At 62.7% G+C, this 21,021-nt stretch carries 16 protein-coding genes and 1 tRNA gene; 10 read left to right on the top strand and 7 right to left on the bottom strand.

Translation table 11 applies throughout. The features are described from left to right. Positions 1–68 precede the first annotated feature (68 nt). Positions 69–938, bottom strand: coding sequence for a PhzF family phenazine biosynthesis protein (locus tag ACFCU0_RS04125; protein ID WP_434972398.1), 870 nt, complete (start codon positions 936–938; stop codon positions 69–71). A gap of 99 nt (positions 939–1,037) precedes the next feature. Here ACFCU0_RS04125 and ACFCU0_RS04120 point away from each other — a divergent pair, with 99 nt between their 5' ends. From ACFCU0_RS04120 to ACFCU0_RS04095, 6 genes are all read left to right on the top strand, one after another. Next, a complete protein-coding gene (locus ACFCU0_RS04120; RefSeq protein ID WP_434972397.1) occupies positions 1,038–2,162 on the top strand; it encodes a quinone-dependent dihydroorotate dehydrogenase in 1,125 nt (374 codons plus the stop codon). A gap of 388 nt (positions 2,163–2,550) precedes the next feature. Beyond that, positions 2,551–4,443: an AMP-dependent synthetase/ligase gene (locus tag ACFCU0_RS04115; RefSeq protein ID WP_434972396.1), complete on the top strand. Its 1,893-nt coding sequence runs from the start codon at positions 2,551–2,553 to the stop codon at positions 4,441–4,443. A 182-nt stretch (positions 4,444–4,625) separates the two neighbouring features. Beyond that, a tRNA-Pro gene (locus ACFCU0_RS04110) sits at positions 4,626–4,702 on the top strand. Between the two features lie 135 nt (positions 4,703–4,837). Then, complete coding sequence (locus tag ACFCU0_RS04105) at positions 4,838–6,613, top strand: hypothetical protein (protein WP_434972395.1); 1,776 nt, start codon at positions 4,838–4,840, stop codon at positions 6,611–6,613. A 172-nt stretch (positions 6,614–6,785) separates the two neighbouring features. After that, positions 6,786–7,475 carry an ECF-type sigma factor gene (locus ACFCU0_RS04100; protein ID WP_434972394.1) on the top strand — a complete coding sequence of 230 codons (690 nt, stop codon included), beginning with the start codon at positions 6,786–6,788 and terminating at the stop codon, positions 7,473–7,475. 199 nt (positions 7,476–7,674) lie between these two features. Beyond that, positions 7,675–10,602 (top strand): protein kinase domain-containing protein, encoded by a 2,928-nt coding sequence (locus ACFCU0_RS04095; RefSeq protein WP_434972393.1) that lies wholly within the window; start codon positions 7,675–7,677, stop codon positions 10,600–10,602. A 621-nt stretch (positions 10,603–11,223) separates the two neighbouring features. Here the strand turns inward: ACFCU0_RS04095 and ACFCU0_RS04090 are convergent. The 5 genes from ACFCU0_RS04090 to ACFCU0_RS04070 all read right to left on the bottom strand — a co-directional run bounded on the left by ACFCU0_RS04090 (position 11,224) and on the right by ACFCU0_RS04070 (position 15,086). Beyond that, positions 11,224–11,718, bottom strand: a complete 495-nt coding sequence (locus ACFCU0_RS04090; protein ID WP_434972392.1) for a dihydrofolate reductase — start codon at positions 11,716–11,718, stop codon at positions 11,224–11,226. A 34-nt stretch (positions 11,719–11,752) separates the two neighbouring features. Then, positions 11,753–12,160, bottom strand: coding sequence for a hypothetical protein (locus ACFCU0_RS04085; RefSeq protein WP_434972391.1), 408 nt, complete (start codon positions 12,158–12,160; stop codon positions 11,753–11,755). Between the two features lie 119 nt (positions 12,161–12,279). After that, positions 12,280–13,749 carry an amidase gene (locus tag ACFCU0_RS04080; RefSeq protein ID WP_434972390.1) on the bottom strand — a complete coding sequence of 490 codons (1,470 nt, stop codon included), beginning with the start codon at positions 13,747–13,749 and terminating at the stop codon, positions 12,280–12,282. A gap of 32 nt (positions 13,750–13,781) precedes the next feature. Beyond that, positions 13,782–14,048 carry a DUF6429 family protein gene (locus ACFCU0_RS04075; RefSeq protein ID WP_434972389.1) on the bottom strand — a complete coding sequence of 89 codons (267 nt, stop codon included), beginning with the start codon at positions 14,046–14,048 and terminating at the stop codon, positions 13,782–13,784. 153 nt (positions 14,049–14,201) lie between these two features. Further along, the gene (locus tag ACFCU0_RS04070) at positions 14,202–15,086 is read right to left on the bottom strand and encodes a thymidylate synthase (RefSeq protein WP_434972388.1); all 885 of its coding nucleotides are present in this window, start codon (positions 15,084–15,086) and stop codon (positions 14,202–14,204) included. 231 nt (positions 15,087–15,317) lie between these two features. Here ACFCU0_RS04070 and ACFCU0_RS04065 point away from each other — a divergent pair, with 231 nt between their 5' ends. After that, the gene (locus ACFCU0_RS04065) at positions 15,318–15,596 is read left to right on the top strand and encodes a hypothetical protein (RefSeq protein ID WP_434972387.1); all 279 of its coding nucleotides are present in this window, start codon (positions 15,318–15,320) and stop codon (positions 15,594–15,596) included. A 42-nt stretch (positions 15,597–15,638) separates the two neighbouring features. On the opposite strand, the gene apaG is transcribed toward ACFCU0_RS04065, so the two are convergent. Further along, on the bottom strand, positions 15,639–16,022 hold the full coding sequence (gene apaG, locus ACFCU0_RS04060) for a Co2+/Mg2+ efflux protein ApaG (protein WP_434972386.1): 384 nt from the start codon (positions 16,020–16,022) through the stop codon (positions 15,639–15,641). Positions 16,023–16,410: 388 nt separating this feature from the next. Between apaG and ACFCU0_RS04055 the strand changes: the two genes are divergently transcribed. The 3 genes from ACFCU0_RS04055 to ACFCU0_RS04045 all read left to right on the top strand — a co-directional run bounded on the left by ACFCU0_RS04055 (position 16,411) and on the right by ACFCU0_RS04045 (position 20,970). Then, positions 16,411–17,286 (top strand): phosphoadenylyl-sulfate reductase, encoded by an 876-nt coding sequence (locus ACFCU0_RS04055; RefSeq protein ID WP_434972385.1) that lies wholly within the window; start codon positions 16,411–16,413, stop codon positions 17,284–17,286. Between the two features lie 434 nt (positions 17,287–17,720). Continuing rightward, positions 17,721–19,610, top strand: a complete 1,890-nt coding sequence (locus tag ACFCU0_RS04050) for a 2-oxoacid:acceptor oxidoreductase subunit alpha (RefSeq protein ID WP_434972384.1) — start codon at positions 17,721–17,723, stop codon at positions 19,608–19,610. Positions 19,611–19,944: 334 nt separating this feature from the next. Continuing rightward, positions 19,945–20,970, top strand: coding sequence for a 2-oxoacid:ferredoxin oxidoreductase subunit beta (locus tag ACFCU0_RS04045; RefSeq protein ID WP_434972383.1), 1,026 nt, complete (start codon positions 19,945–19,947; stop codon positions 20,968–20,970). Positions 20,971–21,021: the final 51 nt, after the last annotated feature.

Below are 21,021 nucleotides of genomic sequence, written 5' to 3'. Positions count from 1 at the left end.
TGCCGTGGGGGCGTTGCTACATCGTCTCTCCATGCGAATGAGCGATTCCACCTGACGCGAAGGACGGATCATGCGTCGGGACGCGCTAGCGGGGAGAGGCCGCCACGGAAGACTGTGACGGCGTGCCCAGTCAATTCGACGCGTCCCTCGGCCGTCGCCGTCACGCCCACGACGCCGCCTCGAGGCGATACCTGTCGTCCGACGAGCTTCGTTCGTCCGAGCCGTTCGGCCCAGTAGGGGCCAAGAGCGCAGTGGGCGCTTCCCGTAACCGGGTCCTCCGGCACGCCGACGGCCGGGAAAAAGCACCGTGAGATGAAGTCTGCGCCATCGTGCTGCTCTCCAGCGGCTGCCGTCACGATGACGCCGCGAGCGTCTATCCCGGCGACCGCGTCCATGTCCGGCGTACATGAAAGCACGCTCTGAGGGTCGCGAACATGAATAAGCACGTCCCGGTCGCCTTTCCCGACAAAGACGGGATTGGCCACGCCAAGAGCGTCCAGCAGGCCCGCCGGTGCCTCCATCGGCCGGGGCGGATCGGCCGGGAAGTCCAGACTGATCGCGCCGCTGTGCGTCCGTGGTGCGCTGCGCGTCCGCGTTGCCTTGAGGGGCCCGCTCGCCGTCTCGAATGTAAGTTCGAGGGGACCGCTTTCGCTGCCTGCGGATGCACCGGTCTGATCAGAGGTCAGGATGTGAGCCGCGGCGAGCGTTGCGTGCCCGCACAGGTCCACCTCATCTGTCGGCGTGAACCACCGGAGGGCATACCGTGCCGGTGCGGTGGCCGTCGCGCGGGGGACGACGAATGCGGTTTCGGACAGGTTCATCTCGGCCGCGAGATGCTGCATCCAGTCGTCCGGGGGAAAGGCATCGGTCACGTAGACGCCGGCAGGATTACCGGAAAACGGCGCGTCGGTGAAGGCGTCAACCTGAAATAGAGGCATGGGAGGGACGACATGGTGGAAACGTGAACGGACGACCATCGTCCAACGAGACGCCCGCCCGCGGGATTCGTCGTGTCCGACCGAGCCTTTGCCTCCGCCATGTACAAACTCTTCCGACCGTTTCTCTTCCGTATGGATGCCGAACGTGCGCACGACGTGAGTCTTCGTGCGGCGGAGATGGCACAGTCAATGACGCCGGGATTCGTGTCGTCGATGTTTGAATTCGAAGACGAGCGACTCAAGCAGCGGCTCTGGGGGAAAGCGTTCGCTAACCCTCTCGGTCTTGCGGCTGGCGCGGACAAGAATGCGCGCCTCATCGACTTCTGGGAATCGGTCGGCTTCGGTTTCGTGGAGGTGGGATCCGTGACGGCGCAGGCGTCCGACGGCAACCCGCAGCCCCGGGCGTTCCGCGTTCGGGATGACGGCGCGCTCATCAACCGGATGGGGCTGAACAACGATGGCGCCGCGGCGGTGGCGAAACGGCTCGCGGCGAACCGGTCCGACCACACGCGACCGCTTGGGATCAACATCGCAAAGACCCACTCCCCCGACATCATGGGCGAGGCCGCGGTGGAGGACTTCCGGGAAAGCTTCCGCCTTCTCGCGCCCGACGCTGACTACATCGCCCTGAACGTATCGTGCCCCAACACCCGCGAGGGCAAGACCTTTGAAGCCCCGGACGCCCTGGACGCACTGCTGTCGGTGATCATGGAGGAGCGCGAGACGCCGGAACGGCGCGTGCCCGTACTGATCAAGCTGAGTCCGCCCGACAGTGCGCGTGTGGTGTTCGATAGCGAGCTCGAGGAGGTGATCGCTATCGCACTGGACCATGAGGTCGACGGGTTCATTGCGACGAACACCGCCTCGGATCGCTCTGGTCTGTCGGCGGACGACGCCGATCTCGAGCGGATCGGCCGGGGCGGGATGAGCGGCGCCCCGCTGCACGCCCGGTCCATGCAAATGGTTCGTTACCTCTATCGGGCGACGGACGGAGAAGTGCCCATCATCGGTGTAGGTGGCATTTGCGACGCGGATACCGCCTACGACACGATCTGTGCCGGCGCCTCGCTCGTTCAACTCTACACGGCGCTGGTCTACGAAGGCCCCGGTCTCGTGAAACGCATCAAGCAGGGCCTGATCGAACGCATCAAGCGTGACGGCTACGCAAACATCGGCGAGGCGACCGGCACCCGATCCGAGATGGGCGAATCGGTTGCTTCTTGAGTTTGACCGGTCCGACGGGAAAAGCCATCAACGACCGCCCCAGGTTGGCTACGTTCCCCGGTTTCCGCCAACGAGCGTCGCGAACGCACCGACCCCGAGGGTGCTCATTTTGGAACGGGCAGGCGGCTCCACAGTACAGGGCGATTGGTTTTTGGATATTGCGCGACGGTGTACTAACCGGTTCGTGCGACCGAACCATTCGGGAGGCTGAAGCCTCGCACGGCCCCGTCCGAAGCGGCGATCCTCGAACGTCACGGCGGTAACTACTCCCCCCGTTGCCGGGGGGCGTCCGCCATCGAAGCGGTTCCGTTCACCAGTCTCGGCCCATCGCACGGCCTTTTTTGCACCCTGTTTTTCGACAAGCCGGCACTGCCCTTGCCACATTTTTATGCCCGCACAGGTTGATTTTAATACCATTCCACAGCTGTTCACGCGTCTCTGTGACCGGTACGACGGACAGGAACGGACCATCCTGAGATACAAAGAGCACGATGAAGGGTGGGTGGATATATCGTGGGAGAGCCTGCGGGACCGCGTGCAGTCGCTGGCCGGCTTCCTCCACCGGGAGGGTATTCGTCAGGGAGACCGCGTGGCGCTGCTGTCGGAGAATCGCCCGGAATGGGCCGTCACCGATCTCGCGACACAACTGATTGGTGGTATTAACGTCTCGATTTACACGTCGCTGCCGCCGGCAAAAGTGGCGTATATCCTCCGTGATAGCGGGGCGAAGTTCGTCGTGGTGTCCGTGCCTGTGCAGCGGAAGAAGATCGAGGAGATCATGGACGAGTGCCCGGATCTCGAGGGCGTTGTCGTCATGAGCGATCTCCCTGACAACCCCCCGGCGTCGATGACACGGTGGGATGATGCGCTCAAGGCCGGGCGATCCTACTGGATCGAGAACGAAGCGGACTTGGCGCCTCTCGCCTCCGCCGTTGAGCCCGACGACACCAGTGCGCTGATCTACACGAGCGGCACCACCGGAGAGCCGAAGGGCGTCGTGCTGACGAACCGCAACTTTTGCTCGAACGTGAAGGCAGCGCTGAAAGTCGTCCCGTTCGACGAAGACGACCACCACCTGTCGTTTCTGCCGCTATGCCATGCGTTTGAGCGCACGGCCGGATACTCGGCCGTGATGGCCGCAGGCGCCACGATCAGCTATGCGGAGAGCATTGAGGCCGTCAGCCAGAACCTGCAGGAGGTCAGCCCGACGGTGATGATCTCGGTGCCCCGGATGTTCGAGAAAATGTACAACCTCGTCTCGAAGCAGGCCACGAGCGGCAGCGCCATCCAGGAGAAGGTCTTCAACTGGGCAGTTCGCGCCGGGCGGAAGTACGCCGATGCGGCCGGGGATGGAGGCGCCGGCCCCCTACTCAAGGCGCAACGGGCGGTGGCGAGCAAACTCGTATTCTCGAAGCTACACGAGAAGCTTGGGGGGAATCTCAAGTTTGCCGTGTCCGGCGGGGCGGCTCTGCCGAAGGAAATCGGGAAGTTCTTCCAGGCGGCCGGCGTCACGATTATCGAGGGATACGGACTCACGGAAACGGCACCCGTCATGGCGGTTAACCCGCTCGAGGCGCCACGCTACGGAACCGTTGGTCACATCCTCCCGGGCGTGACCGTCGCGATTCAGGACATCGAGAACGGCCACATCATCGGGTCGGTCGCCGGCGACGACTATCCGACTGATCTGACGACCGGAGAGGGAGAGATCGTCACCAAAGGACCGAACGTGATGAAGAAGTACTGGAAGCGTCCGGAGGATACGCGCGCCGCGTTCGACCCGGACGGATGGTACCACACCGGAGATGTCGGGCGGTTCGACGGTGGATACCTCCAGATCACGGACCGCATCAAGCACATGATCGTCTCGCGTGGCGGGAAAAACATCTACCCCGGACCGCTGGAAGACGCGTTCAAGACCCTTGCCTGGGTGGATCAGATCATGATCGTCGGTGAAGACCGGCCGTTCCTGACAGCCCTCGTCGTGCCCGACTTTGAGTCTCTCCGCATGGCCGTCCGCGACCAGGGCATCGATGAGTCCGACTACGATAAAGAGATGCTGACCGAACTGGACGGGGTGCGCAAGCTATTCGATCAGGCCTTCCGCAAGCACAACCGGGACACAGCCGCGCACGAGAAGATCCGTAATTTCCACCTGATCCCTGAGCCGTTTACGGTTGAAGACGGCTCGCTCACGCCGACGCTGAAGATGAAACGGCGCGTGATCGAGAAGCGCTACGCGGACGAAATCGACGCCATGTACGCCAAGTTCGAACGGTGAGCAAGTCCCGGCGCCCGCCGCAGATGCACCCGTCCGTCACATCGTCCATATCGGGCCTCGTCGCACCCATGGTGTGCGTGTGGATAAAGGTTGAACTCCTCCAGATACCTTGACGAATAGGCTGCGCGCGTGGTATCGTGGGGATCCCTGGTGGGCCAGTGGCCTATAAGGTAGCACAATTTCGGGGCATGGCGCAGCCCGGTAGCGCGCTTCGTTCGGGACGAAGAGGTCGCCGGTTCAAATCCGGCTGCCCCGACCAGGATTGCACATCGACGCGGCCTTTGCCAGTTGGCAGGGGTCGCGTTTTTTTGTGAACGGAAAGCATCTGTATCCCGCGGATTGGTGCTGCCGCATGGCGGTTTCCGCACGTCCAACGCTCTTACCTCGCCGCCACATGCACGACGGACTTCCTCCATATTTGCGGGATCTCGCGTCGCGTCACCGGAGCGCGCCGACGTCGCCAATGGTCGTTCTCGTCCCGACAACCGGGGCCGCACGCACCGTTCGTGCGGAGATGCTGGGCGATGACGCCTTCCGGGTCGGTGTATGCGTGTCTACGCCCTTTGCCCTGGCGCGACGGATCGCCCGCACCCACCCCTCACAGCGGTCGCAGACGCTCGTCACACGGGCAGACCGGATCCGAATTCTCGAAGCGGCGCTGGCGAGGCTCCCGGAGTCGATCCGTAACGACCTGGCCGGCGATACGGTCGCGTCGGTCGCCCGATCGATGGCTTCCGTCGTCGACCGGCTTCGCCGCAACGACGTGTCCCCTGCCTCGCTCTACGCGCTGTCGATCGGTCGCGCCCTCCCGGCCGCTCATCGTGCCGTCGCTGTAGCGTACGAAGCCTACGACCGGGAACTCCTCGACGGCTCCATGGCGGGACCGTCGGACGTGTTCGGGTGGGCCACCGCCCAGGTTCGTACGGGCCGGGCGCCGTGGCTCCGTGCCGCAACCGTTGCCGTATTCGACGAAATGCGTGCTGATCAGTGCACGGCGATGTTCCTCCACGCGCTCGATAATGAGGCCGCTGCGTTCGTCCGGCTCGGCCCTGGCACCGGACCCGTTGATGGTCCCGCCGATCGCATCGCTGCGCGCTGGGAAGGTGTCCCTGCGTCGTCGACATCGAATGGCCGGTCCAATCCAACCGCGCAGACGTCTGTGACAGTCGATACCCTGGCGGAGGCGGCCGAATGGGTCGACGAATACCTCGCCACCGAGGGGATCGATGCCGGTACCGTGGAAATTGCAGTCGCGAAGGCTCGCATCCCGGCGATGGCCGACCGGCTGCGGTCCACCGGGCTTCGTGTCCGCTCGGGAAGGTCCGACCCGGGCGCCATCCAGCTTGTATCTGTCGAAGCCGCAACGCTGACGGGCCGGGCGCACCGTATCGTTTTACGCCCTGAAGAGCCACGCCATGAGCGGAACGAACCGGAATGGTTGACGCCTGAAGAATGGTCGCGGCTCTCGGCACTGTGCGACGCACCGCTGGCGGGAGACCGAGATAACGGTAGGCTCACTGCTCTCCTCCGGGGCCCGCATCACGGGTCCCTCACGACGATCAGCGTCACGAGCGAAATTCGCCTTCGCGCCGAACCGTCGTGGCAAAGCCGCTCGGGCCGCGAGAATGCCGACCAGCAGGAGCGTGCGGGTTGCCCGTTACAGCGCGGGCTCCAAGCCTGGGCGGTGGACGCAGCCGTCCTGCATGCGTCACCGGGCGACCAGGAACGCCTGCGCCAGACCGCCTACCTGCGCTCCTTGCTACCGGGAAATCAGGAAGGAGTGCTCGTCGATCGGCTCGGCGTTCTCGTCCGGTCGATGCTCGATGCCGGATTCGAACGGTGGATCGACGAGGCCGACCAGGTTCACCCGGTGCCGAACATATTCCTGCCGGACGACGACGTCAGCGAGGGTGACGATAGGACGGAAGAACGCATGTCCACCCCGATCTGCGTTGCCATTCGCAGCGGCAGCGAGTGGCGGCTGCTTGCCGTCGTCGACGACCGCGGGATGTCCGAAAATGAGATCGCGCGTACCGACCGGCGGATGCAGCGAGCGGCGGAGGCCTGGAGTCAGGCGGTGGGTCAAACAGTCATTGCGGCGGCGCGCTTCGGGACGTCGGCAGAATGGCTTGTCGGTGGAGGAGAAGCGGTGTACCGCACGCACGGGTGACGCCGTCACGACAGAAGACACGGACAGGCGACGGCAACGAATCCTTCGGACATAACGAGAATATCGAAGAGGCCATCAGCGAAGATGGCGTTTTTGCAGTCATGTCGTTTATTATGTCCTCGTTCCTCACGTCGGAGGACGATCCATCCCTTACCACTCACGCCGTTGCACCATGGATGCGTCGGATTCGGAAACAAAACCGGAAGCGTCGAACGAGCCGCCGGAAGCATCGAATGATCACGACTCCGGCCAGGCGTCTGACGCTGACGAGCCGCTTCCAGAAGTCGACGTCACGCGGCTGCTGCACCGGGCGCGGGACGGTAGCGACACGGCGCGGGAGGAGCTTTTTCGACTTACGTATGACGAACTTCGCCGCATCGCTCGTCGTGAGCTACGCCGCCGTCATTCCGGCGGCACGCTGTCGGTCACGTCCGTGGTGAACCGCGCATACCTGCGCCTGGTCGACAGCGACGAAGGGCAGATCGGCACGTACGCCAACCGTCTCCACTTCTTCGGGACGGCAGCGCGTGCCATGCGCTCGGCCATCATCGATTACGCGCGCTACAAGACGCGGCAAAAACGGGGCGGTGACGAGCCAGATCTGGCGCTCGAGGACGTGCTATCGCCTGAAGCCGAGAACCAACCGCTGGAGACGCTGCTGACGGTCGAATCGGCCCTTCAGCGCCTCGAAAAAATGGACCCCGAACTCGCCCGCGTCGTCGAGCTGATTTTCTTCGGCGGCATGCTCCAAAAGGAGGTCGCTGAGCTGGAGAATATCGATGTCCGCACGGTGCAGCGGCGGTGGCGAAAGGCAAAAATGATCCTTCGCGAGTTCCTTTCTGCAGAAGAAGAGTCCGAGTGAACGGCCCGGTCTTCGTCTCCGGCGATGCGCTGGGGAATAGGACGTCGGCTCTCGTTTTCGGAAAAACGCTGAACCGAGCGTCCGTTCACTGAGGACGTCCCGTGCAGGCCGGGTCCGTGTCCGGTTGGCGCGTCGTTTCTCGTATTTCATGTAGACAGCGGTGTGTCAGAAGAAGCCGTTTAACCGTCGCTTTCCACGAATGCCCCGATCCTCCCGCATGCAGAACCTCACGCAGGACGAGTGGCGCGAGGCGATGGCGTTGCTCGATCAGGTGCTGGACCTCGATCCGCCTCAACAGCAGGAGGCGCTTCAGGCGTCCGACGCCCAGGAGAAGATCCGGACCGCCGTCGCGCGGATGCTGGCGCAGGAAGCGGATGAGGATGATGTCCTGGATCGCGGCGCGTTTGATCTAATCGCGCCGGTGGTTGAAGACGACGACCGTTTCGACGACACGGCCGTACGGGCGCTGGAAACGTTGAGCAGCGGCGGCACCGGTCTTCGCGCCCGACCGGGGGATCTGGAGAAGGGGATGGTCATCGGCGCCTATCGCATCGAGGGCCTTCTTGGACGGGGCGGAATGGGCGAAGTATACCTGGCCGAGCGCGCCGACGACGCGTACACGCAGAAGGTGGCGCTGAAGCTCGTTCGCGTCCAGGGCCTGGGTAGCGGAGAGGTGGAGGCCCGGTTTCGTCGCGAGCGGCAGATTCTGGCCGGTCTCCGCCACGAGCACATCGCGCGTCTCCTGGATGGCGGCGTCACGGAGCGTGGCCGGCCGTTCCTCGTTATGGAATACGTCGATGGTCAGACGATCACGACATATGCGGACGAGAACGGGCTGGACGTCGACCAGCGACTCGAACTGTTCGAGCAGGCATGCCGGGCGGTCCAGTACGCCCACCGCCGGGCCATCATCCACCGCGACCTCAAGCCGACGAATCTGATCGTGGAGGAACGGCGCGCCGGAGGCGACGGGCAGTCCGGGACCGTCCGACCCGTGGCGAAATTGCTCGACTTCGGGATTGCGAAGCTGCTGGAAGCGGAAACCACAGAGGAGGCCCTGACGCGGGCCGATGAGCGCCTGATGACACCGGAGTATGCGGCTCCGGAGCAGATCTCCGGGGACCCGGTAACCACCGCGACCGACGTCTACCAACTCGGCGCGCTCATGTACGAGCTGCTCACGGGGCAGCGACCGTTCTACGAGGTCACGGAAGGCAAATCGGGACGCTCACGCATCCGCGCGGCCGAGGATGCCATTCTGCAGACGGAGCCGGAGAATCCAAGCCAGGTCCTGACGCGCAATGCCGAGACGCTCCAGCGGACGCATGGGACGGACTTTCAGCATCTCATCGGGCGGGTGCGGGGCGACCTGGACGCCATCGTTCGGAAGGCGCTGCGCAAGGATCCCGCCGGTCGCTACGACTCCGTCAGTGACCTTCTGGATGACCTCAGGCGCTACCGGGACGGGCGGCCGGTGGAGGCGCGCCGCGGTACGTGGACGTACCGGACCAAGAAATTCATCCGCCGCAACCGCACGCCCGTTGTTCTCGGTACCGCGGTAGCGGTTCTGATCGCGGCCTTCGTGGTCTCGCTCATCGTCCAGACAAACCGCCTCGAAACCGCCCTTGCCGACGTACGCGCGGAGTCGGAGCGACGCGAAGAGGTGCAAGACCTCTTTACGTCCATTCTGGATGTTGCAGAGCCCAGCCCGGAGTACCGGGACACGCTGACGGTGCGGGACATGCTGAATCGGAGCGCAGAGCAGGCGTACATGCAGTTCGCAGACCACCCTCGCCTGAAGGCGTGGACGTACACACGCCTCACATCCTACGAGTACAACCTGGGCGAATATGAGCGAGCTGTTGCGTTTGGCGACTCCGCTCTGGCTGTTTACGACTCGCTCCACCAGCACGCCGTCGACGATCGGTTCGCGATCACGAATGAGTACGCGTCGGCTCTCGGAAATACGGCCGCCGCGCTTCGTGAACTGGACCGTATCGACGAGGCTCTCACCCTTCGCGAACGAGCCGTTTCTGTCATTACCGGCAGGCAGCGATCGCGGGGGCAGGCACGCCTCGCCGGGACGTGGTTTCAGTCATCCATGTCCGAGAAAGAGCAGCTTATCGCGGAAATCCAGGCCCGGATGAACTATCTCAGTGTGGTGGAGATGGTGGATCGGACCCGTGCCCATGCAGAGGTCGACACGATTAACACCCTGATCCGGCGATTCAAGGATGCCGGCGGTTCGGCTCAGAACGAGACCTTGCTCTTCGAATACGGCACCCTTGCCGGCTATTACCTTGATGAGGGTGCGTTCGATGTTGCAGATTCACTCTTTACGAAGACCCTTTCATTCAGAGAAGAAAAATACGGACACATATCGCAGGAGGTGGAGACGATTCTCAATAACCGGATCGCGATGTATGTCCGAATGGCCGACTATCGAAAAGCGTATGCCGTAGCCAGCGAGGCACTTTCGATCGGTCGTCAGATTTATGGCAACGACCACCCCACGCTTCGGCCCACTCTGAACCATGTCGGAAATGCATTGGTAAATCTCGATCGACACGAAGAAGCAGTGTCGTATTTCCGAGAAGCGCTCCGCATCAGTCGAGTTGAATTTGGTGCCGATCACGACAACACACTGGACGCTCGGCTGCGTCTGGCGAATGCCTACAATTCAATGGGGAATCCGGGGCGGGCTGTGCCGATATTGCAGGACGTTCTCCGGGTTTATAATGCTAAATATGGCAGCAAAGCCGACCTGACGATCGGCGTACGTGTGAATCTGGCTGCCGCACTTCGTCAGGTCGGTGCTACAGATGACGCACTCAGACAACACCGACTGGTTTTGGATATAGCACGTCGACTGTATCCAGAAAATCCGACTGCAGAAGAAGTGAAGACGATTGAGTATCGTCAGATCGCGCGGCCATACATCGCCATTCTTCGCTCGTACTCACTTCTGCTGGACGATCTCGGCCGCCGCCGCGAAAAATGCCAGATTATGGCAGAATACGATCAGGTGTATCGCGATTCTGAGATCGGTCCACAGATGTACGGTCAGGACGAAGGTGCGGAGATTCGACAGTTTCTGGAAGGGTGTGATCGCTCCCAACTGTCGTGAGTACACAAAAAAGAGTCCATCGAAATCCCTGCCGGGTATTCGGTGGACTCTTTTCTTTGGCTATGATTGCCGACGCTCAATCGCCATCCGGCATTGGCTCTTCCGGTTCTTCCTTCTTTTCGCCGTTGTCGTTGTCGTCTCCTGGCATGGGTTTGGCTCGCTGTTGTGAAAGAAATGTGATGGGATTATTCAGACTTTAAGCTTCCAAACGGATAAACGCAAGGAGAAGGATCCACGAATCGAAAGATAACCTTCTTCCTGGAAGGGCGTGCGCACCCGGGATTCTCGTTCATCTCATCGCCGACACGGACGGCGTTCATCCGAGTGCAACGAGCACCGCGAAAACGACCATGCTTGTGAGGACCCCGTAGGCAGTCGCCGTCGAGCGTGTGCGGTCTGGTCCGGCTGCGAGGTCTGCAGTTAGAAGCGTCTGAAGCATTCGCATGGCACGTGTCAATCTGTGTTACGAAGCGTGGACTCGCGGGCGCGACCGGGTGCCGGCCCTTCACTTAATCTATACGCGTCTCGGGCTTCTCACCCGACATCCGGAAGCAAAAAAAAATCCCCCGACGAATTGCAGGGAATCCGCCGGGGAAATCACTTCCGAAAGAAGGTCTTATGTTAGGTCCGTTCGTACGTCACGAACCGGAATCCGTCACGCTTGTCGACCTCGACGGGTTCAAAGACGTCGCCGATCAGGTGTTCGTACTCGGGGAAATACGTGTCGCCCTTCCATTCACCTTCCACGAGCGTCAGTTCCAGGCGGTCGGCGTGCGGGAGGAATTGCCGGTAGATGTCCTCACCGCCGCCGATGAAGACCGTCTGTTCCCCGTCCACGGACTCAAGAGCGGCATCAAGGGACGAATACGTCTCGACGCCGTCGTAGTCGTTTTCGAGCCCCTTCCGCGTCAGGACGATCATTCGGCGATTGGGAAGGGGCCCCCCGAACTGGTGGACGATGGACTGGAATGTCTTGCGACCCAGGATGAGCGGATAGCCCGTCGTGAGTCGCTTGAATCGCTGCAGGTCTTCCGGGAGATGCCAGGGTAGGTCGAGGTCTCGGCCGATGACGCGGTTTTCTTCCGCAACGGCGGCAATCAGGATAATGTCGGGCACAGCGTACAAATACAGGTGAGTGGGAATGCGTGCATCACGTCGACGTAGACGACGGGGGGCGGGGTTCGCCGCTCGTAATGGCGTTCTCTGGGGCCGGGGATGTGCGGTCGATCTGTTCGATCATATCTTTTCCCCGAATTCCGCGCCGGCTCAGTAGCCCGTCCGGGTGATGCGCCGCTTCCCGTGCCGGGCCGTACAGGTTCAGCCAGAGGTCGAACCGCTCGCCGTATCGCATCACGCGGTAGAAGAGGCTGTCTGCGCCGGTCCGGTCGAAGAGGAGGTCGATGGCGGCCCCGGCAATCGATAGGGGCGACAGCACGATGTCTTTGATACCGTCGAGCCAGAGTTTGACCTGAAAAAAGACCAGGTCGCGGATGATGACGGCGCGACGGGGCGTGTCTTTAGGCGGCGGCGTCGGAGACGAGCGATGAGAGGCAGGCATCGGAGCACCGGCTTCGGGTACGGAAAGCAGTGGACCGGTTCATACCTCCGACGCAGCAAACGGGTTCGGTCGGCGGCCTCGCGATCCAGGATGGTAGAACCCGCCCGATTGTGCCTGTGTCAGCAACTTGCTTCTCGTTCCAGAATCGATTCCAGCGTCTGGCTTGTGGCCAGCAGGTCCCGGTCCTGGTTGAAGCGGCCGTGGACCTGGATTCCGATGGGGCGGCTTGGCTCGTCGCCGGCACGTGTCCAGCCCGCAGGAAGCGTCGCGATCGGGTGCCCGGGCACGGCCAGCGCCGGCAGATAGGCTGAAAACGGCAGAGCGTACGGCACGGTCTCTCTATCGATCGAGAGGCGCGCACCCGTCCGGCACTGCTGGAAGGAGGGGATGGCCGCGACCGGCGTTACCCAGGCGTCGAAGTCGTCGAGGAAGTCATTGAGGGTTGCGCGGAGTTTGTCGCGATGGGTCAGCGCATTCTGGTATCCTCGTTCGTCGAGACCCGACCCGACGACGAGGTACGACGCAAGAAATCCGTAGAGCGCGCGGATGACGCCGTTCCAGATGACATGTCGTCCCGGCGTGTCGCGGAGCAACCAGGGTAAGCCCCGGGACAGTTCGTAGCCCTGGATGCGACCCCATACGGATAGGGCCTCTTCGATGTCGATGGGGGCCGCGACCCGCTGAACGGAGACCGACTGCCGGGTGAGGGCGGTTTCGAGAGATCGTAGGACACGCTGCGTGTCGGTGTCTGACGGGACATCACCGAGAGCGTCCGTCAATGCGATCGTCAGGTCCGACGGGTGCGGTGGAGAGACCGGATGGTGCGGTTCCAGCGGGGTGTCACTCGGCGTGTTGAGAACATGGAAGCCAAGCTCGAGGTCGGCCACGGTGCGCGCCATTGGGCCTGGCACCACGATGTTTTTGATCGTCATCGGCCGATCGCTCGGCACCATGCCGTGGGTTGGAAGTACTCCGTCGCTCGGGCGCAGGCTGCAGACGCCGCAGAAGTGGGCGGGGAGGCGGATGGAGCCGGCGACGTCCGCCCCCAGCTCCAGCGGGACGAAACCGGCTGCGAGACTGGCTGCGGACCCGCCGCTGCTTCCACCGGGTGTGTAGCCGGGTGCCCAGGGATTCTGTGCTCGCCCGAAGTACGGATGCCAGCACTGCCAGTCATATGAGGCGAAGGGGAGGTTTGACTTTCCCACCAGGACGGCGCCGGCCCGTTTGAGTCGGGCCACGACGGCGGCGTCTCGATCCGGCACCCATCGCTGGTAGGGCGGAAGCCCGTACGTTGTGCGGATCCCTCTGGTATCGAACTGATCCTTGACGGTGATGGGGACGCCGTGGAGCGGGCCCCACACGGTCCCTTCCCGGAGTGCCGCATCCGCCTCCGCCGCCCGCTGTCGGGCGCCGGCCTCATCCAGCGTCACGATCGCGTTGAGCTCCGGGTTGCGACGCCGAATACGGTCCAGCGCGGCATCGAGCGCTTCGGTAGCGGTTGTCTCGCCGGCTCGTATCTGTGCGGCGAGCTCCGTTGCAGACGGGAGCGCGGTCCGGGTCGAAGGTGCGGCGACGGCAGGGGTGACCATGAGGGCAGGGGACAAGTAGGTACCGAACGAGGTCAGGAGCGGCCTGGCGGTCCATCCACGAAGAGTTGCTTGAAGAGGTCGTGCGATCGCTCCCGGCCCTCCGCCGTGAAGACGACCGATCGGTCGCTTTCACCCGGGTCTTCGATCCACCCCTTCTCATGAAGCCGATCGATGTGGCGGTGGGCAAAGCGTTTCCACGCACGCGTCTGGATGACGTTCTCGCCGATCTCCTCGTCGAATGCCGTCAGCCAGAGCAGCGCGAGAATCATGTCGTCAACCTTGTCGCCGTCGTACTCCATCAGCACGGGTGGGAATTGGAAAGGAAAGCGCCGGGTGGGACGTGTGGGTCGAACAGTGGCAAAGTCGAAGGCGGAGGCACGGGCACGGTATGGGAGGAAGCGAGGTGATGGCCCGAATGCGAGATACGGGCCCACTTCTGCCTGGAGTCGGCGTCATACGGCGATGGGCGCTCGAAGGGCGGGATGATGCCGGTAGTCCTCGACGATAACATCCTCGACCGTGTAATCGACGATCGAGGCTTTTGGGGTCAGGGACAGCCGGGGCAATGGGTACGAATCTCGGCGAAGTTGTTCGCGGACGACGTCGAGGTGATTCGTGTAAATGTGGCAGTCGCCGCCCGAGAAGATCAGTTCGTGCGGCGTGAGATCAGCCTGCTGCGCCAGCATGTGCGTGAGAAGGGCGTAGCTCGCGATGTTGAAGGGGAGGCCGAGGAAGGAATCCACCGATCGCTGCTGCCACATGAGCGAGAGGCGCCCATCGCCCGGTTCGCCGTCGACGAAGCACTGGAAGGCGTAGTGGCAGGGGGGAAGGGCCATGACGTCCACCTGTGCGGGGTGCCAGGCCGACACCAGGAGCCGGCGGGATTCCGGATTTTCTCGAAGATCCGTCACGAGGCGCTCGATCTGATCGACGCGCCCGTCCGGTCCGCGGAAGTCGCGCCATTGTTTGCCGTACACCGGACCGAGTGCGCCCCATTCTTCCGCGAACGCGGCATCGTCCAGGATCCGCTGTTCGAAGTCGTCCTGTGAGAGGTCGCGACCGGTCTCGTCTCGAAAACGCTTCAGGGGCCAGTCCGTCCAGATGGAGACGTCTTGCTCGAGGAGGGGGCGAATGTTCGTCCCGCCCGAAAGGAACCAGCAGAGCTCCGCTGCCACGCCGTGCATCCACACGCGTTTCGTTGTAATCAGGGGAAAGCCCTCCTGCAGGTCGAAACGTAGGTGGCGGCCGAACACGCGGAGCGTCCCCGTTCCGGTCCGATCGGCATGCTCCGAGCCGTTGTCAACGATGTCGCGGAGATAGTCGTGATACGGCTTCATGAGCGCAGCGGTCGAGGAGAGAACGTCGAAGAGGATGAAAGGTCTGAAACGGCGCGCGAAGCGTCAAGGTAGACCGGCATACGACGCCGGCGATGGATCGGGCGGGCCGTGTTGCGACGGAGCGTGATAAGAAGTCGCGGAGGTCGCCGCGTGCAGGAACGTTTGAAAACGTGCCGTCGTTGGCGCGATCAACCCTGACGAGCCACCTCAAATGGAGACAGCTTCGCACGTATGGATCCCGAGATTCCAGCCAACAAGCACGTGAAAATGGCCGTCAACCATCTGAACAAGGTGCTTCAGTATGCACCGATGGTGGCTGAAGGCCGGGATGCACAGGTCCACCTGACGGCACAGGACTGGCAGGTCGTCGCCGACGTGCTGTTCAAGATGAACACGCCGGACGAGAAGCTTCCGGACCAGATCATCGAGTACGGCCTGGCGAACGAGAACCAGACGATTACGCTGACGACGGATGATTACGATATCCGCCTGGACGTAGTGGCCAGCTGACCGTTCCGTGGGGCTCGTGTCGGCTTAAACCGGCATCTTCGGTCAGTTCGCTGCTGCCTGAAGGGGAAAGGTCGGGATGTCGACGCGGTATTGCTTCCCGTCCGAGCGCTGGACGAGGTAGTTGCCCTCAACAGATCCGCTGAACGAGCTGATCGTGCATGCGCCGTCATAGATGTGTTCCTCGCCGGGGGAAAGCACCGGCTGAGCCCGTAACTCGACGTCCCCTTCGGCATCGTGAAGTGTACCGTCAGACTCGTGAATCGTCCATCGCCGCCGTAAAAGCTGGATGTCGTCTTCCCCCTGATTCTCGATGAACACGGCGTAGGCGAAGGAAAAAGCACGTTCCAGAATGTTTGTTTGCCCGTCCAGATATATCGGGCGAACGGTGATCTGGATATCGTGCGTCGTTGTGGCGTAGCTGAGCATAGAGGTGCAGGCGGCGCAGAAGCGAGGTTGCAACGACCCGGCGTGCCGTCCAGCGGCGATCCCCTCAGGAACCGGCATGGAACCAGGTCAATGGGCAAATACACGTGGCAGAAATCCTGCCGGACATCTTCCTGTAACGGCACTGTTACCAATTGTTCGCCACCGCCCGTCGATTTCATGGAAGGGCGTCTGCCGTTGTGCCGGGCTTGACGATGTCAGTCCCAGTGCGTCTTTTACATAGCAACCTGGGCTACCCTGCCGACGCAGTGCTCTACGCCCTCGTTTAGCCTGACGACCCGACGCGCGCATGCCCAGTGCGCAATGGCCAGTACCCCACACTGAGCCGTATCAGTCAGGGACCCCCTTTGCCCTCACTCCCTTCAACCGTATGGTTTCTTCTTCCCGGTCGGACGCTTCTGCTTCTGACCCCGATGACGCGTCTCCTGAGAAATCACATATCCCCGACGATGTGGACCCGGATGGGCGTGGCGGGGCGTCCGACGCTGCGTACGGTGACATCGATGATCCGGTTGTCGACCTGTCGGCAATCACCCCGCCGGCAGCAACCGATCCACAATCGTGGACCCGGAGTCGGCTGGCCGCTCTGAATGCGCAGTTCGAGCCGCGCCACCCTCGTGTCGTGCTGAAGTGGGCCGTTCAGACCTTCGGCCGCGGCCTCGCGCAGGGCACCGGGTTCGGACCGTCCGGCGTCGTCATCATGCACATGCTATCAGAGATCGATCCGGCGACGACGTTTTTCTACCTGGACACCGACCTCCTCTTCCCCGAGACCTACGAACTCAAGGACGAGCTCGCCGAGGCGTTCGGGATCACCATCACCCGCGTGCACGGAGGTGCGACGCCCGAAGAGCAGGCCGAGGCGGAAGGGCCGGAGCTGTGGAACCGCAACCCGGACCGGTGCTGCTTTCTTCGCAAGGTCAAACCGCTCCAGGACTTTCTGGCCGACCGCAGCGCGTGGGTCACGGGGGTTCGTCGCGATCAGTCCGCTTCTCGGGCCCAGGCGCGGATTGTCGACTGGGCGCCACAATGCGAGGTCGTCAAAGTGAACCCGCTGGCTTCGTGGGCGCGAAAGGACGTCTGGCGCTACATCATTGAAAACGGGCTGCCGTACAACGAACTGCATGACCGCGGCTTTCCCAGCATCGGCTGCATCCCCTGCACGCAGGCCGTCGACGGCTCGGAGTACTCGCGGGACGGTCGGTGGGAGGGCACGGACAAGTCGGAATGTGGTATCCACACCTGACGATCGTGCCCCCCGGGTCGGAGCAGGACGGAAGTCAGTTCATCGGAGGAAGCGCCCGAATCCCGTTCGGAGGCAATCGTCTGTGGGGGAATGCCGGGCACAGCAACGCGACGTCAACCCGCTATCCGATCCCCGCGGATCTGCGGATATTGCAACGTGACGGCCTTCCGTCGGCGCGACACTGTTTCGTTCTCGCAACCTCCGCGGGACAGCGCGGGACAGCGCGGCACAGCCGGACCCGGGCTCTCCGTTCCGCATTCTGTCCACCGGCACGCGGGCCGGGTCGTTCGATCGCCGGGTCGTACTCATGGGCATCGGATCGAGTCTAGGCTCGGTGAACCTCGCGTGCGTTCACCGTAGCTCCCGGAATCATCGCACCGGGGCCGTCGTTGCAACACACAGTTTAGATCTATTCTAAAGTTTGACGTTTTCGCATGAGCGCTCCATCTACGAACGTGCAGCAGATCCCCGAGGCGACGATCCTTTTCGCCGGCGACTCGGGCGACGGCATGCAGCTGACGGGATCGCAGTTTACCCTGGCGTCCGCCTACGCGCACAACGATCTGGCGACGCTACCGGATTACCCGGCGGAAATCCGTGCACCCGCGGGCACCACATACGGCGTGAGCGGCTTTCAGCTTCACTTTGGCGAGGTCGACATCCACACGCCCGGCGACGAGGTGGATCTTCTCGTCGCGATGAACGCCGCCGCGCTGAAAGTGCACCTGCACCGCGTCCGCCCCGGTGGCACCGTAATGGTTAATGTCGACAAGATGTCCGCTCGGGACCTTGAACTTGCGGACATGGATGCCAATCCGCTCGAGGACGGCACCCTGGACGGCTATCAGGTCATCGAAGTGCAGCTAACGAAGCTGACACACGAGGCGCTCGACGACTTCGACCTTACGAAGAAGCAGAAAGACCGGTCGAAGAACATGTTCGCGCTCGGGCTCTCGCTCTGGATGTATTCGCGACCGATCGAACCGGCAGAGAACTGGATCAAGCAGAAGTTCGACGACAAGCCGGAGATTCGCGATGCCAACCTGCACCTTCTGCACAAGGGGGCACACTACGGGGAGACGGTCGAGGCTTTCGCCGTTCGCTACGAGGTGAACGCGGCAGCCATGCGGCCGGGCACGTACCGGGCCATTCGCGGAGCGGAGGCGCTCGCTCTCGGCCTGGTTGCCGCCACCGACAAGAGTGGTTTGCCGCTCTTCTACGGATCCTACCCTATCACACCGGCGTCCGACATCCTCCATGAGGTCAGCAAGCATAAGAACTTCGGCGTGATGACCTTCCAGGCCGAAGACGAGATCGCGGCTGTTGGCTCGGCAGTCGGTGCGAGTTTCTCCGGCGGACTGGGCGTTTGTGCAACGTCCGGGCCCGGCCTCGCGCTGAAGACGGAGACCATTGGCCTGGCCGTCATGACGGAGCTTCCGCTCGTGGTCATCGACATGCAGCGAGGCGGCCCGTCCACGGGACTGCCGACCAAGCCCGAGCAGAGCGACCTCCTGCAGGCGATTTACGGCCGCAACGGGGATGCCCCGCTGCCGGTGATCGCCGCAAGCTCGCCCGGCGATTGCTTCTACGCAGCGTACGAAGCCTGCCGGATTGCGACGAAATACATGACGCCCGTGATTCTGCTCGCGGATGGGTACCTGGGCAACGGCTCAGAGGCCTGGCGCATTCCCAACACCGACCAGCTGGCCCCCTTCAGCGTGTCGTTCGAGACGGAGAAGCGCGCGGAGACCTTTCATGAAGACGACGACGGCAACCCCCAATTCCTGCCGTATGTTCGGGATGAAGAAACGCTGGCGCGGGCCTGGGCGAAGCCGGGAACGCCCGGCCATGAGCACCGCATCGGCGGGCTGGAGAAGGATGACCCGACCGGCGACGTCTCCTACGACGCAGCCAACCATCAGAAGATGACGCAGATGCGGGCGGAGAAGGTGATGCGCGTCCGCCAGGATATTCCGCCCACCCAGATTCACGGCGATAGGGATGCGGATCTGCTTGTGCTCGGCTGGGGCTCCACGAAAGGTGCAATCGAGGAAGCCGTCGAACGGGCGGTCGAGGACGGCGTGCCAGTGGCTCGGGCGCACCTACGCCACGTATGGCCGCTACCCGGAGACCTGGAAGAGATCCTCGCGCGGTACGACCGCGTGCTCGTCCCCGAACTCAACAACGGACAGCTTTCACGCCTCCTGCGGGATGAGTACCTGAAGGATGTGCGGCCGCTCAACAAGATCCAGGGACGCCCCTTCCGGGCGGAGGAGATTTTGGATGAGATCCAACGCATGACCGGTCAGGTCACGCCCGCCTGACCGCCGCTGCTGATCGCTCCGTCCCGACCGTTTTCCGCAACCGGCGCTGATGAACGCCCGTTGCATTCCACCTGACGACGTACGATTCGACATGGCAGACGAGACGCCGACTTCCAACGACACCAACGGCACCCAGAACGGGTCGTCGTCGGGTTCGAGCCCGGCCGGCACCCGTAAACCCGCCGGACCGCCCGGTGCTAAAAAACCCGGTTCGAAGACGCCCGACGCAAAGAAAGCGGCGGGACCGCCCGGAGCGAAGAAGCCGGCCGGACCTCCGGGTGCGAAGAAGCCCGGCAAAAAGCCCGCAGGTCCTCCTGGATCGAAGAAACCAAAGATGCCGCCCGGCATGAGCGGGGATGGCGGCGGACTGACGCGAAAGGACTTCTCCAGCGATCAGGACGTCCGCTGGTGCCCCGGCTGCGGCGACTATGCAATCCTGTCGACGGTGCAACGCCTGCTGCCCGACCTGGACGTGCCGAAAGAGAACATCGTGTTCATTAGTGGCATCGGCTGCTCGGGACGGTTTCCATACTACATGGACACCTACGGGATGCACTCGATCCACGGCCGTGCCCCTGCCTTCGCGACGGGGCTGAAGTCGACGAATCCCGAGCTTGACGTCTGGATCGTGACCGGGGACGGGGACGCGCTCTCCATCGGCGGCAACCACCTGATCCATATTCTCCGCCGCAACCTGAACACTCAGATCCTGCTCTTCAACAACAAGATCTACGGCCTCACCAAGGGGCAGTACAGCCCCACATCGGAGGTGGGCAAGGTCACGAAGAGTACCCCGTACGGCAGCATCGATCAGCCGTTCAATCCGGTTGCGGTCGCCCTCGGCGCGGATGCGACGTTCGTCGGTCGGACGATGGACCGCGATCCGAAGCACATGAAAAAGATGATGCGGGCCGCGCATGACCACCACGGCACTGGGTTTCTGGAGATTTACCAGAACTGCAATATATTTAACGACGGTGCTTTTTTCGAGTTTACGGAGAAAGAGACCAAGTCCGACCGCGCGCTCTTCGTGGACAACGGCGAGCCATTGACGTACGCGAATGGGGCAAAAGGCATTCGTCTGGACGGGCTCCGTCCGGAGCCGGTGGACCTGACGAATGGCCAGTGGTCGGCTGATGACTGCCTCGTATACGACGAAACGAACCAAGAAATGGCGACGATCATCGGGCGCATGTTCTGGCGTGAGGACCTGCCGCGTCCGTTCGGCGTCCTGTACCGCGTGGAGCGCCCCACCTACGAGGACCTGCTTCACCAGCAGATCGAAGCCATTACCGAGAAGCGCGGTGCCGGCGACCTGGACGAACTCCTTCGCCGGGGCAACACCTGGGAAATCGACTGACGGCATCGTGGCTCGCCACCGGTACCTACCCTCAAGCCTTCACAGCGCACG

Origin of the sequence: Longibacter sp., from assembly GCF_051155795.1 — a bacterium.
Lineage (GTDB): Bacteria > Bacteroidota > Rhodothermia > Rhodothermales > Salinibacteraceae > Longibacter.
This window is presented reverse-complemented; position numbering and strand designations above follow the sequence as displayed.